We start from the raw sequence: 15154 nt of genomic DNA, 5'->3' as shown, positions 1-15154 counted from the left end.
GTGATGAAGTTAGCCATCGTTACGGCCTGTCCGAACGGCAAAATCAGCAGCGTCCTCAGTGCCCGTCTGCTGGATGCGGCGGCCCAGCGCCAGGGTTGGAGCACCAGCGTCGAGATCCACGATCCCCGCCATCCGGAGAAGCAACTGTCGCCGGGCGACATCGAAGCGGCCGACTGGGTGCTGGTGGTCAACACCGGCGCGCTGGACCTGGCGCGTTTCTCCGGCAAGCGCCTGTATCAGGCCACGCCCGCGCAAGCGTTGCAGGACGCCGATGGCTTTCTGCGTTCAGCAGCGGCGCTGGCGACCGAGCACACCGCGACTTCCGCCCCGTCTGCTACGTCCAGCGCGCAGCCGCGTCTGGTGGCGGTAACGGCGTGCCCGACCGGCGTCGCCCACACCTTTATGGCGGCCGAGGCGATTCAGCAGGCGGCGAAAAAACTCGGTTATGACCTGCAGATGGAAACCCAGGGCTCGGTCGGTGCGCGTAATCCGCTTAGCGCCCAGGCTATTGCTGACGCCGATGTGGTGCTGCTGGCGTGTGATATTGAAGTCGCCACCGAGCGTTTCGCTGGCAAGCGCATTTATCGTTGCGGCACCGGTGTCGCCCTCAAGCAAGCCGAAGCGACGCTGAAAAAAGCGTTGGCGGAGGCGGAAGTCGAATCCACGGCTTCGGCGTCGAAGGCGTCGTCGAAAAAAGAAAAGACAGGCGTTTACAAGCACCTGCTGACCGGTGTGTCGTTCATGCTGCCGATGGTGGTGGCGGGCGGTCTGCTGATTGCGCTGTCATTCGTGTTCGGCATTCACGCGGCGGAAGAGCCGGGCACGCTGGCGGCAGCCTTGAAGCAGATTGGCGCGGGCGCGGCGTTCCAGTTGATGGTGCCATTGCTGGCCGGTTACATCGCTTACTCCATTGCCGACCGTCCGGGCCTTGCGCCGGGGATGATCGGTGGGCTGCTGGCGAGCACCTTGGGCGCTGGCTTCATTGGCGGGATCATCGCCGGGTTTCTTGCGGGCTACAGCGCCTGGGCGGTGAATCGCTACGCGAAACTGCCGGCGAGTGTCGAAGCGCTGAAGCCGATTCTGATCATTCCGCTGTTGGCGAGCCTGTTCACCGGGCTGGTGATGATCTACGTGGTAGGCAAGCCGGTTGCCGGCATGCTTGAAGGGCTGACCCACTTCCTCGACACCATGGGCACGGCCAACGCCGTGCTGCTCGGCGTGCTGCTGGGCGCGATGATGTGTGTGGATCTGGGTGGGCCGATCAACAAGGCGTCGTATGCGTTTTCCGTTGGCTTGCTGGCCTCGAGCAGTGGCGCGCCAATGGCGGCCACGATGGCGGCCGGCATGGTGCCGCCGATTGGTATGGGCATCGCGGCATTGATTGCCCGGCGCAAGTTTGCCCAGAGCGAGCGTGAGGCGGGGAAGGCCGCCTTTGTGTTGGGGCTGTGCTTTATCTCCGAAGGCGCGATTCCGTTTGCGGCGAAAGACCCGCTGCGGGTGATTCCGGCGAGCATTGTGGGAGGCGCGCTGACCGGTGCGCTGTCGATGTTCTTCGGCTGCAAACTGATGGCGCCCCACGGTGGATTGTTCGTACTGCTGATCCCGAATGCGATCAACCATGCGCTGCTGTATCTGCTGGCGATCGTGGCAGGCAGTGTCGTGACGGGCGTGCTGTACGCGCTGCTGAAACGACCGGAAACGGCGGAGCTGGACGCGGTGCCCGCCGGCGCCTGACCGCTACCGCACCGGTCACTTCCCGGCTAAAGCCGGTTCTACAAATTGTGGTTCCAGCCGGTCCTGTTGGATGCACACGATGCTTTTGTAGGGCCGGCTTCAGCCGGGAATAGGCCCGTCGGCACACCATCAAAATTGCGGTGTGAATACCGACGCCTTCCCGGCTAAAGCCAGTCCACAAAGTGCATGCGGTCAGTGGGATCGGCTTTAGCCGGGAAGAGGCCGGTGTGTTCGCCATCAGATGTTTGGTGTGAATGCTGACGCCTTCCCGGCTAAAGCCAGTCCTACAAGTGCGCGGTCCGGCCGCGGAGATGTGTCGGATGTTCGGCCTCATCGCGAGCAAGCTCACTCCTACAGGGACCGGGCTCGGCACTGGATCTTGTGCCAGACACAGACAACACTTGGCTTGTTCGCTGCCCTGTCATCTCCCGCAAACAATCCGCTGCTAGCGTCCTTCTTTTGGCATTCGCTTGAGGAGGATAAACATGTCCCGGTTCGACCTGACTCGCCGCCGTATCATCCAGGCCGCTGGCGCCGGCTTGTTGTTGCCGGGGCTTGCGCCGGCGGTCATCGCTTCGGTCAAGGACCGTCCGAAGATGACCGACGGCGTGCAGTCCGGCGACGTGCTCGGCGATCGCGCGGTGGTCTGGAGTCGCAGCGACCGGCCGGCGCGCATGGTGGTCGAATGGGACACCCGCAGCATGTTCAGCAACCCGCGCCGCACGGTCTCGCTGCTCGCCGACCAGCGCACCGACTTCACCGCGCGCGTCGAGCTGACCGGCCTGCCGGCCGATCAAGCCATCTTCTATCGCGTGTTCTTCGAAGACGCGCAAACCGGCGTCGCCAGCGAACCCTGGTTCGGTCACTTGCGCAGCGTGCCGGTCAATCGCCGCAACATCCGTTTCGTCTGGAGCGGCGACACCGTCGGCCAGGGCTTCGGCATCAACCCCGAAATCGGTGGCATGCGCATCTACGAAGCCATGCGCCTGCGCTTGCCGGACTTCTTCATCCACAGCGGCGACACCATCTACGCCGACGGCCCGGTGCCCGCTGAAGTGGTCACCGAAGGCGGGCGCGTCTGGCGCAACATCACCACCGAAGAAAAAAGCAAGGTCGCGGAAACCCTCGACGAATACCGCGGCGCCTACCGCTACAACCTGATGGACGAAAACATGCGGCGCTTCAACGCCGAGGTGCCGCAGATCTGGCAGTGGGACGACCACGAAGTGACCAACAACTGGTCACCGAGCAAGCAGCTCGACGACCGCTACAAGGTCAAAGACATCCAGCTGTTGGCGGCGCGCGGGCGTCAGGCGTTTCTCGAATACTCCCCTATGCGCCTACAGAGCGCCGACAACGGCGGGCGGGTCTATCGCAAAATCGCTTACGGTCCGATGCTCGACGTGTTCGTGCTCGACATGCGCAGCTACCGCGACGGCAACGACGCCAATCTCGCCGACAAACCGGGGCCGACCACTGCATTTCTCGGCCGTGAGCAACTGGACTGGCTCAAGCGCGAACTTCAAGCTTCCGGCGCTCAGTGGAAAGTCATTGCCGCTGACATGCCCATCGGCCTTGGCGTGCCCGACGGCGAGATCAGCCCGGGCGTGATGCGCTGGGAAGCGATCGCCAACACCGACAACGGCGCGCCGAAAGGCCGCGAGCTGGAAGTCGCCGAGCTGTTGGGCTTCCTGCGCCAGCAGAAGGTCCGCGACACCGTCTGGCTGACCGCCGATGTGCATTACTGCGCGGCTCACCACTACCATCCGGATCAGGCGGTGTTTCAGGATTTTGATCCGTTCTGGGAGTTTGTTGCCGGCCCGCTGAATGCCGGCAGCTTCGGGCCCAATACGTTGGACAAAACCTTCGGCCCTGAACTGGTGTTCCAGAAAGCTCCCCCGGCGCAGAACACTTCACCCTTCGCCGGCTTCCAGTTTTTTGGTGAGGTGAACATCGACGGTCAGAGAGGGGAGATGACCGTAACGCTGCGGGATCTGGACGGGGTTTCAGTGTTCGAGAAGAAGCTGCAGCCTGCGCCCATCGCCTGACGCAGCCCTTGGGTTGTACGACCACTGCGTAATTGCCGTAACACTTCCCGCGCCGCTGGCCTATCATTAGCCACCTAACGACGGCTCAGGGTTTGGCGTGCATGCTGGCAATCTTTCTGGAAACCCTGAACATCACCGCGCCGGTGTTCGCGATGCTGTTCCTCGGCGTGTTGCTCAAGCGCGTGGGCTGGATCAACGACAGCTTCATCCACACCGCTTCGTCGCTGGTGTTCAACTGCACCATGCCGGCGCTGCTGTTTCTTGGGATCATTCACGCTGACCTGCACGCGGCGTTTCAGCCGGGCGTGTTGATCTACTTCATCGTCGCCACCCTGGCGGGTTTCGCGTTGTCGTGGGGATGGGCGATCTACCGCGTGCCGTTCGCCGAGCGTGGCACTTACACCCAAGGGGCGTTTCGCGGCAACAACGGCGTCATCGGCCTTGCCCTGGCCGCGAGCATGTACGGCGATTACGGCATTTCCCTCGGTGCGATCCTCGCCGCGCTGGTCATTCTCTTCTACAACACCCTGTCCACCGTCGTGCTGGCGGTCTACAGCCCGGTGATCAAGTCCGACCCGTGGAGCATCACCAAGAGCGTCATGGCCAATCCGCTGATCATCAGCATTGTCGTCGCGGCGCCGTTCGCCTACTTCCAGATCCCGCTCCCCAAATGGCTCGACACCTCCGGCAGCTATCTGGCGCAGATGACCCTGCCACTGGCGCTGATGTGCATCGGCGGCACGCTGTCTTTGAAGTCGTTGCGAGAGAGCGGCACGCTGGCGATCAGCGCGAGCCTGATGAAGATGGTCTGGCTGCCGCTGATCTGCACGCTCGGTGCGTGGCTGCTGGGCTTCCGACATGCGGAACTGGGGATTCTGTTTCTGTACTTCGGTGCCCCGACGGCGTCCGCCAGTTTCGTCATGGTCCGCGCGGCCAACGGCAACCATGAACTGGCCGCCTCAATCATCGTCATGACCACCCTGGCGGCGGCGGTGACGACCAACGTCGGGATTTTCATTCTGCAGTGGGGCGGGTGGATTTAGTCTTGATTCGGGCTGTCGCCAATCAATGCTGACGCCGCCACGCCCGCACCGTCCCCACCACAATGCACAGCGCAATCACCGGCAGCGCGTAATGGATCATCAGTCGTTCCAGCCGCTCGGCCAGTGGCATGCCCGTGGTAAACGAAACGATGTGCAGCCCGTACACCGCGTAAAGCCCAAGCATCAATAGCCCCTCCAGCCGGGTGATTCGGTACCCCGAATAGAACAGCGGCACGCACAGCGCCGCGACGCCCAGCATCACCGGCAAATCGAAATCCAGCGCATTGGGCGAGATCGACAACGGCCCGGTGGAGATTAGCGCCGTGATGCCGAGCACGCCCAGCAGGTTGAACAGGTTGCTGCCAATGATATTGCCCACTGCGATATCCCGCTCGCCGCGCAATGCGGCGACCAGCGAGGTCATCAGCGCGGGCAGCGAGGTTGCGACGGCGATCACGGTCAGGCCGATCACCCGCTCCGACAGTCCTAGATCCAGCGCCACCGAGACCGCCGCGCCGACCAGCAGATGACTGCCAAACGTCAGCAGCGCCAGGCCGCAGGCCATGAGTGCCAGACGACCCAGCAACGGCCAGATGCGCCGGCGCGGCTCAAGGTCTGTTCTCGGCACATGCCGCGCGCCGTGGGCGAACTGACGGACCACAACGAACAGATACGCCGCCATGCCCAGCAACAGCACGACGCCATCCAGCGCGCTCAGCTCGCCATTCCACGCCAGTGCCGCGACCAGGGCAGTGGCAGCGATCATCAGCGGCAGATCAACGCGCACCAGTTGCCGGGCCACGCGCAGCGGGATGATCAGGGCGGACAGCCCCAGCGTGACCAATATGTTGAAAATATTGCTGCCGATGACGCTGCCGACCGCAATGTCGGTGCTGTCGGTGAATGCCGCTTGCAGCCCGACCGCCAGTTGCGGGGCGCTGCTGCCCAGCGCGACGACGGTCAGGCCGAGGAACAGCGGGCGGGTTTTGAGCAGGGCGGCAAGGGCCACGGCAGCGCGCACCGACAGTTGCGCACCGATGATCATCAGCAGCAGGCCGCTGACTAGCTCGATCAGTGTGGGCAAGGGCAGATTCGTTAGGGCGAGAATTCAGGGCACCAGTCAGTCGTCGAGGGCTTGTACCCGCACTTGGGCGGTTCCGCTGCGCAGCATACCCAATTGCGCGGCGGCTGCACGTGACACATCGATCAGCCGCCCCCGGGTGTGCGGGCCGCGGTCGTTGATACGGACGATGACCTTGCGGTCGTTGTCCAGATTGGTGACTTGCACGCGCGTGCCGAACGGCAATTGCCGGTGCGCGGCGGTCAGGGAATTGGCGTCGAAGCGTTCACCGCTGGCGGTGCGCTGACCGTGATGTTGCGAGCCGTAATAAGAGGCGCCGCCGGTGGCGTCGTAACCGTGCGGGTCGATGATGCCGTCACTGGCGCAGCCGGCCAGCAGAGAGAGCAGGGCGCAGGCGCCGAGGATTCGCTGCATGGGGCAGGGTCCCTACAGAAAGCGATGATCGTTCCCGCGCCCGGCGCAGGAACGATCACTGGGGTGAATGCACTCAGCCTTCGAGCTTGCGCTTCAGCAGCTCGTTGACCTGGCCCGGGTTGGCCTTGCCTTTCGATGCCTTCATCGCTTGCCCGACGAAGAAGCCGAACATTTTGCCGCGTTTGGCTTCATCCGCCGCACGGTATTGCTCGACCTGCTCGGCGTTGGCAGCCAGGACGTCGTCCAGCATCGATTCGATGGCGCCGCTGTCGGTGACCTGCTTCAGGCCGCGCTGCTCGATGATCTCGTCGGCGCTGCCTTCACCATTAGCCATGGCCTCAAACACCATCTTCGCGATCTTGCCGGAAATGGTGTTGTCCTTGATGCGCAGCAGCATGCCGCCCAACTGTTCAGCGCTGACCGGCGACTCGTCGATCTCGACGCCTTGCTTGTTCAGCAACGAACCCAACTCAACCATCACCCAGTTGGCCGCGAGCTTCGCGTCACCGGAAATGCTCACCACCTTCTCGAAGAAGTCCGCCTGTTCGCGGCTGGACGCCAAGACGCTGGCGTCATACAGCGACAAGCCGAACTGCGACTGGAAGCGCTCGCGTTTTTGCGGCGGCAGTTCCGGCAGGGTGGCACGGGTCTGCTCCAGGAACGCGTCTTCGATGATCACCGGCAACAGGTCAGGATCGGGGAAGTAACGGTAGTCGTTGGCTTCCTCTTTACTGCGCATGGCGCGGGTTTCATTGGTGTTCGGGTCGTACAGGCGAGTCTGCTGAATGACCTTGCCGCCGTCTTCGATCAGGTCGATCTGGCGCTGGATCTCGCTGTTGATCGCCTTCTCGATAAAGCGGAACGAGTTGACGTTCTTGATCTCGCATCGGGTCCCGTACTCAACCTGGCCTTTCGGGCGGATCGACACGTTGCAGTCGCAACGCAGCGAGCCTTCGGCCATGTTGCCGTCGCAGATGCCCAGGTAGCGAACCAGCGCGTGCATCGCCTTGACGTAGGCGACGGCTTCTTTGGCCGAGCGCATGTCCGGCTCCGAAACGATCTCCAGCAACGGCGTACCGGCGCGGTTCAGGTCGATGCCGGTCATGCCGCTGTAGTCTTCGTGCAGGCTCTTGCCGGCGTCTTCTTCAAGGTGGGCGCGGGTCACGCCGATGCGCTTGATGGTGCCGTCTTCCAGGGTGATGTCCAGGTGGCCTTTGCCTACGATCGGCAATTCCATCTGGCTGATCTGATAACCCTTCGGCAGGTCCGGGTAGAAGTAGTTCTTGCGGGCGAACACGTTGTGTTGGCCGATCTCGGCGTCGATGGCCAGGCCAAACTTGACCGCCATTTGCACGGCTTCCTGGTTCAGCACCGGCAACGTGCCGGGCATGCCCAGGTCGACGAGGCTGGCCTGAGTGTTGGGCTCGGAGCCGAACGTGGTGGCGCTACCGGAGAAAATCTTCGATTGGGTGGTGAGCTGGGTGTGAATCTCCAGCCCGATGACGACTTCCCATTGCATGTGTTTTCTCCTTAGAAGCCAGCCGGCGAGCGGGTGTGCCAATCGGTGACTTGCTGATATTGATGGGCAACGTTCAGCAAGCGGCCTTCCTGGAAATACGGCGCCAGCAGTTGCACGCCCACCGGCAGGCCGTCGGCGAAACCGGCAGGCATCGACAGGCCCGGCAGGCCCGCGAGGTTGGCGGTAATGGTGTAGAAGTCTTCCAGGTACTCGGCGATCGGGTCGGCATTCTTGGCGCCGATTTTCCAGGCCGGGTTCGGCGTGGTCGGGCCGAGGATCACGTCGACTTCAGCGAATGCGTTCATGAAGTCGTTCTTGATCAGGCGGCGGATCTTCTGCGCCTGCAAGTAGTAAGCGTCGTAGTAACCGGCCGACAGCGCGTAGGCGCCGACCATGATCCGGCGCTGCACTTCAGGGCCGAAGCCTTCGCCACGGGAGCGCTTGTACAGATCGGTGAGGTCTTTCGGGTCTTCGCAGCGATAGCCGAAGCGCACGCCGTCGAAACGCGACAGGTTGGAAGAGGCCTCGGCCGGCGCGATCACGTAGTAAGCCGGAATCGCGTGTTGCAGGTTCGGCAGGCTGATTTCCTTGACCACGGCGCCGAGCTTTTTCAGCTCCTCGACGCTGGCCATGACCAGATCGGCGATGCGCGGGTCGAGACCTGCGCTGAAGTATTCCTTCGGCACGCCAATGCGCAGGCCTTGCAGCGAGGCATTCAGGCTGGCGCTGTAATCCGGCACGGGCTCGTCGATGCTGGTGGAGTCATTGACGTCGAAACCCGCCATGCCTTGCAACAGCAACGCGCAGTCTTCAGCGGTGCGCGCCATCGGGCCGGCCTGATCGAGGCTGGAAGCGTAGGCGATCATGCCCCAGCGCGACACGCGACCGTAAGTCGGCTTAAGGCCGGTCAGGTTGGTCAGTGCGGCAGGCTGGCGAATGGAACCGCCGGTGTCGGTGCCGGTGGCGCCGGGCAGCAGACGCGCGGCAACCGCCGCAGCTGAACCGCCGGACGAGCCGCCCGGGACGTGCTCCAGGTTCCACGGGTTTTTCACCGCGCCGTAATGGCTGGATTCGTTGGCCGACCCCATGGCGAATTCGTCCATGTTGGTCTTGCCCAGGGTCACGGTGCCGGCGGCGGCGAGCTTGGCAACCACGGTGGCGTCGTAGGGCGCCTTGAAGTTGTCGAGCATCTTCGACGCGCAGCTGGTGCGAATGCCCTTGGTGCAGAAGAGGTCCTTGTGCGCCAGGGGAGCGCCCAGCAGCGCGCCGGTTTCCCCTGCCGCGCGACGGGCGTCGGCGGCCTGGGCCTGGGTGATCGCCAGGTCTTCGGTGACAGTAATGAAGCTATTGAGCTGCGGATCCAGCTGGGCGATGCGCGCCAGCAGAGTGCGGGTCAGTTCTTCGGAGGAAAACTTTTTATCGGCGAGTCCGCGAGCGATCTCTGCCAGAGTCATTTGATGCATTGCAGGCACATTCCCTTAGTCGAGGACTTTCGGAACCAGATAAAGGCCGTCTTGGACCGCTAGTGCGATGGCTTGATAGGCGTCGCGATGATTGACCTCGGTCACGGCGTCTACACGCAGGCGTTGCGAGGCTTCAAGGGGATGCGCGAGGGGCTCGATGCCGGTGGTATCGACCGCCTGCATCTGGTCAATCAGCCCGAGAATGCTGTTCAGTGCTTCAGTAGTACGCGGGATATCGGCGTCATTGAGGCCCAGTCGGGCCAGATGAGCGATTTTTTCCACGTCGGAGCGATCAAGCGCCATGGGGTTCTCCAGTGGAATGCGTACGGGCCAGGCCGTACGTCAGATTGCGGAACACTACGCCCTTTAAACGGTCATAAGGCCGCGATCTACCAGGGTAGTGCTCGGAAAAACCGCCAATTTAACATATTGGCTCCTTGCCCAAAATCCCTGTCGTTGTTAGAGTTTGCCGCACTTTTTTACCCACGCGTTGCCTAGGGTCCTTTCCCCATGTTCAAGAAACTGCGTGGCATGTTTTCCAGCGATCTTTCCATCGACCTGGGCACTGCCAACACCCTTATTTACGTGCGTGAGCGCGGCATTGTGCTGAATGAGCCATCAGTTGTGGCCATTCGGACCCACGGAAATCAGAAGAGCGTTGTTGCTGTCGGGATGGAAGCCAAGCGGATGCTGGGCCGTACCCCGGGCAACATCGCCGCCATTCGCCCGATGAAAGACGGCGTCATCGCCGACTTCAGCGTCTGCGAAAAAATGCTTCAGTACTTCATCAACAAGGTTCACGAGAACAGCTTCCTGCAGCCAAGCCCTCGCGTACTGATCTGCGTTCCGTGCAAATCGACCCAGGTCGAGCGTCGTGCGATCCGTGAATCCGCGCTGGGCGCCGGTGCACGTGAAGTATTCCTGATCGAAGAGCCGATGGCTGCGGCCATCGGTGCCGGCCTGCCGGTCGAAGAAGCCCGCGGTTCGATGGTCGTCGACATCGGTGGCGGTACCACTGAGATCGCGCTGATCTCCCTGAACGGCGTCGTGTATGCCGAATCCGTCCGTGTCGGTGGCGACCGTTTCGACGAAGCGATCATCACTTACGTGCGTCGCAACTACGGCAGCCTGATCGGCGAATCCACTGCCGAGCGCATCAAGCAGGAAATTGGCACGGCCTACCCGGGCGGCGAAGTGCGTGAAGTCGACGTACGCGGCCGCAACCTGGCCGAAGGCGTCCCTCGTGCCTTCACCCTGAACTCCAACGAAGTGCTGGAGGCGTTGCAGGAATCCCTCGCAACCATCGTTCAGGCCGTGAAAAGTGCGCTGGAGCAATCTCCGCCAGAGCTGGCTTCGGACATCGCCGAGCGCGGTCTGGTGCTGACCGGTGGTGGCGCGTTGCTGCGTGACCTCGACAAGCTGCTGGCCCAGGAAACCGGTCTGCCGGTAATCGTTGCCGAAGACCCGCTGACCTGCGTCGCGCGTGGCGGTGGTCGTGCGCTGGAAATGATGGACAAGCACACCATGGACCTGCTCTCCAGCGAATAAGTCGCCGGAACGCAGCATGTTGCGCTTAACGGGCAGCACCTCACCGTGCTGCCTGTTCGTGTCCGACCTGTTGACGTCGCGCAGCGATGTTGCAAGTCTGACGCCCTGCATTTCCATCAACCCGCATCAGGCCGGTTTCATGTCGCATGAATAAGCACAGCCACACTCAAGCACCTCTGCACGCATCTCTGGAAGGAGCGGCCCATTAAACCGCTTTTCTCCAAGGGCCCGTCCCTGGGCGTCCGTCTACTGGTGCTGGTCGTGCTGTCTGTGGCCATCATGGTCGTGGACGCGCGTTTCACCCTGCTCAAGCCTGTCCGCAGTCAGATGTCGCTGGTGCTGATGCAGTCTTACTGGATTGCCGATCTGCCCGAGCGTTTGTATCAGGGCGTCGCCAGCCAGTTTGGCAGCCGCACCGAACTCGCCGCCGAAAACGAAAAACTCAAGACCGAGAACCTGCTGCTGCAAGGCCGCCTGCAAAAGCTGGCCGCCCTGACCGAGCAGAACGTGCGCTTGCGCGAGTTGTTGAATTCGTCGGCGCTGGTCAACGAGAAAGTCGAAGTCGCCGAGCTGATCGGCATGGACCCCAACCCGTTTACCCATCGCATCATCATCAACAAGGGTGAGCGCGACGGTGTGGTCCTCGGTCAACCGGTGCTTGACGCACGCGGGCTGATGGGTCAAGTGGTCGAGTTGATGCCGTACACGTCCCGCGTGCTGCTTCTGACCGACACCACCCACAGCATTCCGGTGCAGGTGAACCGCAATGGCCTGCGCGCGATTGCCAGTGGCACCGGCAATCCGGAACGCCTTGAGCTGCGCCATGTGGCCGACACCGCTGACATCAAGGAAGGCGATCTGCTGGTGAGTTCCGGCCTGGGTCAGCGTTTCCCGGCGGGTTACCCGGTGGCGACGGTCAAGGAAGTGATTCACGACTCCGGCCAGCCCTTTGCCATCGTGCGGGCGGTGCCGACGGCCGCGCTGAACCGCAGCCGTTATCTGTTGCTGGTGTTCTCCGACGGCCGTTCCCCTGAAGAGCGCGCTGCCGACGCCGCCCAGCAGCAGGAATCCCTTGATCGTCAGGCGGCTGATCCGTCGGCAGTGCCATCGGCTACTGTGCCGGGTGCCGCGCCTGCCGCCACGCCGAACAAAGCGGTGGTTCCGGCCACCGTGCCGAAACCGGCCGGGCACAGTTCTTCGTCGACGCCTGCCAACGCCAACAGCTCGCCTGCTCCGGCAACCACCGCACCGGCGGCGACCACGGCTGCCAAGCCCGCGACCAGCAAGCCGGCCGCCAAACCTGCGGCAAAGCCTGCCGCTACCCGACCGGCGACACCTGCTGCGACCCCGGCCGCTCCACGCGAGAGGGAAGAATAATGGCGCGTCATGCTCCCGCACGAAACGGCTGGGTGGTCTGGCTGACCTTCGCCATCGGCCTGCTGCTCAGCGTTTCGCCGCTGCCGCAGTTCATGGAAATATTTCGGCCTTTGTGGCTGGCGCTGCTGTTGGCCTTCTGGGCATTGGCGTTGCCGCACAAGATCGGCATGGTCACGGCGTGGATGCTGGGGCTGGCCGAGGATGTGCTGTACGGCACGTTGCTGGGGCAGAACGCATTGATCCTCACGCTGATTACCTTTCTCGTGCTGTCGTTGCAGCAGCGTCTGCGGATGTTCCCGATGTGGCAGCAGTGCCTGGTGATCCTGGTGATTTTCGGCCTCGCGCAGCTGGTACAGCTATGGCTCAGCGCCCTGACCGGCAACCGTCAGCCGACCCTGGCGCTGGTGTTGCCGGCGTTGGTCAGCGCATTGCTCTGGCCATGGGTCAGCTACGGCCTGCGCGGATTGCGTTTGCGGTTGAAGATCAACTGAGCAACACCATTCAGTGGGACCGGCTGCGGTCTGTCTCAGTAGGACCGGCTTCAGCCGGGAAGAGGCCGGTATGGGCGCCATCGGTTCTGCGGTGTGACACCCGATGCTTTCCCGGCTAAAGCCGGTCCCACAGGATGAATGCGATGCTTTAGTGGGACCGGCTTCAGCCGGGAAGACGCCGGTGTGACCACCATCACGTCAGCGGTCTGCACCAAGGCTACGCTTGTGATCAACGACACGGAGACGTCCCATGCCTCAACTTCTTCTTGCCTCCGGCTCCCCGCGCCGTCGTGAGCTGCTGACCCAGATCGGCGTGCCGTTCACGACCCTTAGCGCTGACATCGACGAAACCCCTCTGGCCAACGAAACCCCTGCCGCGTACGTCCTGCGGCTGGCCCGTGGCAAGGCGGACGCCGGCCTGCTGCAGCTCGCCAACGATCCTGCGTACCCTACCGCCTGCGTCCTCGGCGCCGACACCGCCGTGGTCCTCGACGGCCGCATCCTCGGCAAACCGGCGGACGAGGCCGAGGCGCTGGCGATGCTTGCCGCACTCTCGAACCGAGAACACGAAGTCCTGACCGCCATCGCCGTGGTCCATGAAGAGCGCTGCGAAACCCGAACCGTCGCCAGCCGTGTCCGTTTCCGGGCGATCCCGGAGGACGAGGCCCGCAGTTACTGGGCCAGCGGCGAGCCCTGCGACAAGGCCGGCGGCTACGGTATTCAAGGCCTGGGCGCGGTGTTTGTGGAAAACCTCAGTGGCAGTTATTCCGCCGTGGTCGGTTTGCCCTTGTGCGAAACCGCAGAAATCCTCCAGCGTTTCGGCATACCCTGTTGGCAACGCCCGGAAGGTGACAAGTCATGAGTGAAGAGATTCTGATCAACATCACGCCCATGGAATCGCGCGTGGCGGTCGTTGAGAACGGGGTGTTGCAAGAGGTGCACGTCGAACGCACCCAGCGTCGCGGGATCGTGGGCAATATCTACAAGGGCAAGGTCGTGCGCGTGCTGCCTGGGATGCAGGCGGCGTTCATCGACATCGGTCTGGACCGCGCGGCGTTCATTCACGCCTCGGAAATCTCCATGCGCGAAGGGCCGGCCGTGGAGACCATCAGCTCGCTGGTCCACGACGGCCAGAGTCTGGTGGTGCAGGTCACCAAAGACCCGATCGGCAGCAAAGGCGCACGGCTGACGACTCAACTGTCGATTCCGTCGCGCTACCTCGTGTACATGCCACGCACGGCCCATGTCGGCATTTCCCTGAAAATCGAAGACGAAGCCGAGCGCGAGCGCCTGAAACAAGTGGTCAGCGATTGCGTCGCCAAGGAAGGGATCAAGGAGAAGGGCGGGTTTATCCTGCGTACGGCGGCCGAGGGTGCAGGCGCCGACGAGATCATGATGGACATCCGCTACCTGCGCAGGCTCTGGGACCAGATTGGCGAGCAGATCAAAACCATCAGCCCGGCCAGCGTGATCTACGAAGACCTCGGTCTTGCGCTGCGCACCTTGCGCGACCTGGTCAGCCCGCGCACCGAGAAGATCCGCATCGATTCCCGCGAAACCTTCCAGAAGACCACCCAGTTCGTTGCCGAGCTGATGCCGGAAATCGCCGACCGTCTTGAGCATTACCCCGGCGAGCGGCCGATCTTCGACCTGTATGGCGTCGAGGATGAGATTCAGCGTGCGCTGGACCGCAAGGTGCCGCTCAAGTCCGGGGGTTATCTGGTGATCGATCCTGCCGAAGCCATGACCACCATCGACGTCAACACCGGCGCGTTCGTCGGCCATCGCAACCTCGAAGAGACCATCTTCAAGACCAATCTTGAAGCGGCGACTGCCATTGCCCGACAGCTGCGGCTGCGCAATATCGGCGGCATCATCATCATCGATTTCATCGACATGGAAGACGCCGAGCACCAGCGCCAGGTGCTGCGGACCCTCGAAAAACAGCTCGAGCGCGATCACGCGAAAACCAACATCATCGGCATCACCGAACTGGGTCTGGTGCAGATGACGCGCAAGCGCACCCGGGAAAGTCTGGAGCAAGTGCTGTGCGAGCCGTGCAGCAGTTGCCAGGGCCGTGGCAAGCTGAAGACCCCGGAAACCATCTGCTACGAGATATTCCGCGAGATCCTGCGTGAAGCCCGCGCTTATCAGGCGGTGGGTTATCGCGTGCTGGCCAATCAGAAGGTGGTCGACCGGCTGCTTGACGAAGAATCCGGCAACGTGGCCGAACTGGAAGTGTTCATCGGCAGAACCATTCGTTTTCAGGTCGAGACCATGTACTCCCAGGAACAATATGACGTCGTGCTGCTCTGAGAGTGCGTGATGCGCCGTGCTGCCGAGTGGCGGTGCAGTTGAAGACAGAAAACAGTGCCCTTGAGGCAGACGGAACGGATGCCGTCCAAAGAGAACAACGCGTGGCGATTGAGCACAACC

The 15154-nt window shown here is 62.6% G+C and carries 14 protein-coding genes; 9 read left to right on the top strand and 5 right to left on the bottom strand.

Annotated features, from left to right (window positions below; all coding sequences use genetic code 11):
* Nucleotides 1–3: 3 nt before the first annotated feature.
* From AC07VF_RS09875 to AC07VF_RS09865, 3 genes are all read left to right on the top strand, one after another.
* Nucleotides 4–1734 (top strand): PTS fructose-like transporter subunit IIB, encoded by a 1731-nt coding sequence (locus AC07VF_RS09875; RefSeq protein WP_495007920.1) that lies wholly within the window; start codon nucleotides 4–6, stop codon nucleotides 1732–1734.
* 485 nt (nucleotides 1735–2219) lie between these two features.
* On the top strand, nucleotides 2220–3782 hold the full coding sequence (locus tag AC07VF_RS09870; RefSeq protein WP_192170694.1) for an alkaline phosphatase D family protein: 1563 nt from the start codon (nucleotides 2220–2222) through the stop codon (nucleotides 3780–3782).
* 101 nt (nucleotides 3783–3883) lie between these two features.
* Complete coding sequence (locus tag AC07VF_RS09865; RefSeq protein ID WP_133776254.1) at nucleotides 3884–4825, top strand: AEC family transporter; 942 nt, start codon at nucleotides 3884–3886, stop codon at nucleotides 4823–4825.
* A gap of 22 nt (nucleotides 4826–4847) precedes the next feature.
* Here AC07VF_RS09865 and AC07VF_RS09860 read toward each other — a convergent pair whose 3' ends face one another.
* The 5 genes from AC07VF_RS09860 to gatC form a co-directional block, all read right to left on the bottom strand.
* Nucleotides 4848–5900: a calcium/sodium antiporter gene (locus tag AC07VF_RS09860; RefSeq protein ID WP_192171043.1), complete on the bottom strand. Its 1053-nt coding sequence runs from the start codon at nucleotides 5898–5900 to the stop codon at nucleotides 4848–4850.
* 45 nt (nucleotides 5901–5945) lie between these two features.
* Entirely contained in the window at nucleotides 5946–6320 is a 375-nt protein-coding gene (locus AC07VF_RS09855) for a septal ring lytic transglycosylase RlpA family protein (RefSeq protein ID WP_192170695.1), read from the bottom strand.
* 73 nt (nucleotides 6321–6393) lie between these two features.
* Nucleotides 6394–7839, bottom strand: a complete 1446-nt coding sequence (gene gatB, locus AC07VF_RS09850) for an Asp-tRNA(Asn)/Glu-tRNA(Gln) amidotransferase subunit GatB (RefSeq protein WP_192170696.1) — start codon at nucleotides 7837–7839, stop codon at nucleotides 6394–6396.
* Between the two features lie 11 nt (nucleotides 7840–7850).
* Nucleotides 7851–9302 carry an Asp-tRNA(Asn)/Glu-tRNA(Gln) amidotransferase subunit GatA gene (gene gatA / locus AC07VF_RS09845; RefSeq protein WP_192170697.1) on the bottom strand — a complete coding sequence of 484 codons (1452 nt, stop codon included), beginning with the start codon at nucleotides 9300–9302 and terminating at the stop codon, nucleotides 7851–7853.
* A gap of 15 nt (nucleotides 9303–9317) precedes the next feature.
* Entirely contained in the window at nucleotides 9318–9605 is a 288-nt protein-coding gene (gene gatC / locus AC07VF_RS09840; RefSeq protein WP_495007919.1) for an Asp-tRNA(Asn)/Glu-tRNA(Gln) amidotransferase subunit GatC, read from the bottom strand.
* 207 nt (nucleotides 9606–9812) lie between these two features.
* Between gatC and mreB the strand changes: the two genes are divergently transcribed.
* The 6 genes from mreB to rng all read left to right on the top strand — a co-directional run bounded on the left by mreB (nucleotide 9813) and on the right by rng (nucleotide 15034).
* Nucleotides 9813–10850 (top strand): rod shape-determining protein MreB, encoded by a 1038-nt coding sequence (gene mreB, locus AC07VF_RS09835; protein WP_020292894.1) that lies wholly within the window; start codon nucleotides 9813–9815, stop codon nucleotides 10848–10850.
* A gap of 16 nt (nucleotides 10851–10866) precedes the next feature.
* Nucleotides 10867–11004, top strand: coding sequence for a hypothetical protein (locus AC07VF_RS09830; protein WP_192170698.1), 138 nt, complete (start codon nucleotides 10867–10869; stop codon nucleotides 11002–11004).
* Between the two features lie 80 nt (nucleotides 11005–11084).
* On the top strand, nucleotides 11085–12227 hold the full coding sequence (mreC, locus tag AC07VF_RS09825; RefSeq protein WP_197983527.1) for a rod shape-determining protein MreC: 1143 nt from the start codon (nucleotides 11085–11087) through the stop codon (nucleotides 12225–12227).
* Nucleotides 12227–12718, top strand: a complete 492-nt coding sequence (mreD, locus tag AC07VF_RS09820) for a rod shape-determining protein MreD (protein ID WP_065990112.1) — start codon at nucleotides 12227–12229, stop codon at nucleotides 12716–12718. The genes mreC and mreD overlap by 1 nt, the downstream gene beginning before the upstream one ends.
* 250 nt (nucleotides 12719–12968) lie before the next feature.
* On the top strand, nucleotides 12969–13580 hold the full coding sequence (locus AC07VF_RS09815; RefSeq protein ID WP_192170699.1) for a Maf family protein: 612 nt from the start codon (nucleotides 12969–12971) through the stop codon (nucleotides 13578–13580).
* Nucleotides 13577–15034: a ribonuclease G gene (gene rng / locus AC07VF_RS09810; RefSeq protein WP_037012596.1), complete on the top strand. Its 1458-nt coding sequence runs from the start codon at nucleotides 13577–13579 to the stop codon at nucleotides 15032–15034. Before AC07VF_RS09815 ends, rng begins: the two co-directional genes overlap by 4 nt.
* Nucleotides 15035–15154 lie beyond the last annotated feature (120 nt).

The sequence above is a fragment of the Pseudomonas sp. GW821-FHT02H06 genome (assembly GCF_059421525.1).
This window is presented reverse-complemented; position numbering and strand designations above follow the sequence as displayed.

Bases quoted from the DNA above. Each gene is read 5' to 3' on its own strand.
- AC07VF_RS09875 (WP_495007920.1), top strand. From the start codon at position 4: ATGAAGTTAGCCATCGTTACGGCCTGTCCGAACGGCAAAATCAGCAGC.
- AC07VF_RS09870 (WP_192170694.1), top strand. From the start codon at position 2,220: ATGTCCCGGTTCGACCTGACTCGCCGCCGTATCATCCAGGCCGCTGGC.
- AC07VF_RS09865 (WP_133776254.1), top strand. From the start codon at position 3,884: ATGCTGGCAATCTTTCTGGAAACCCTGAACATCACCGCGCCGGTGTTC.
- AC07VF_RS09855 (WP_192170695.1), bottom strand. From the start codon at position 6,320: ATGCAGCGAATCCTCGGCGCCTGCGCCCTGCTCTCTCTGCTGGCCGGC.
- gatB (WP_192170696.1), bottom strand. From the start codon at position 7,839: ATGCAATGGGAAGTCGTCATCGGGCTGGAGATTCACACCCAGCTCACC.
- gatA (WP_192170697.1), bottom strand. From the start codon at position 9,302: ATGCATCAAATGACTCTGGCAGAGATCGCTCGCGGACTCGCCGATAAA.
- gatC (WP_495007919.1), bottom strand. From the start codon at position 9,605: ATGGCGCTTGATCGCTCCGACGTGGAAAAAATCGCTCATCTGGCCCGA.
- mreB (WP_020292894.1), top strand. From the start codon at position 9,813: ATGTTCAAGAAACTGCGTGGCATGTTTTCCAGCGATCTTTCCATCGAC.
- AC07VF_RS09830 (WP_192170698.1), top strand. From the start codon at position 10,867: ATGTTGCGCTTAACGGGCAGCACCTCACCGTGCTGCCTGTTCGTGTCC.
- mreD (WP_065990112.1), top strand. From the start codon at position 12,227: ATGGCGCGTCATGCTCCCGCACGAAACGGCTGGGTGGTCTGGCTGACC.
- AC07VF_RS09815 (WP_192170699.1), top strand. From the start codon at position 12,969: ATGCCTCAACTTCTTCTTGCCTCCGGCTCCCCGCGCCGTCGTGAGCTG.
- rng (WP_037012596.1), top strand. From the start codon at position 13,577: ATGAGTGAAGAGATTCTGATCAACATCACGCCCATGGAATCGCGCGTG.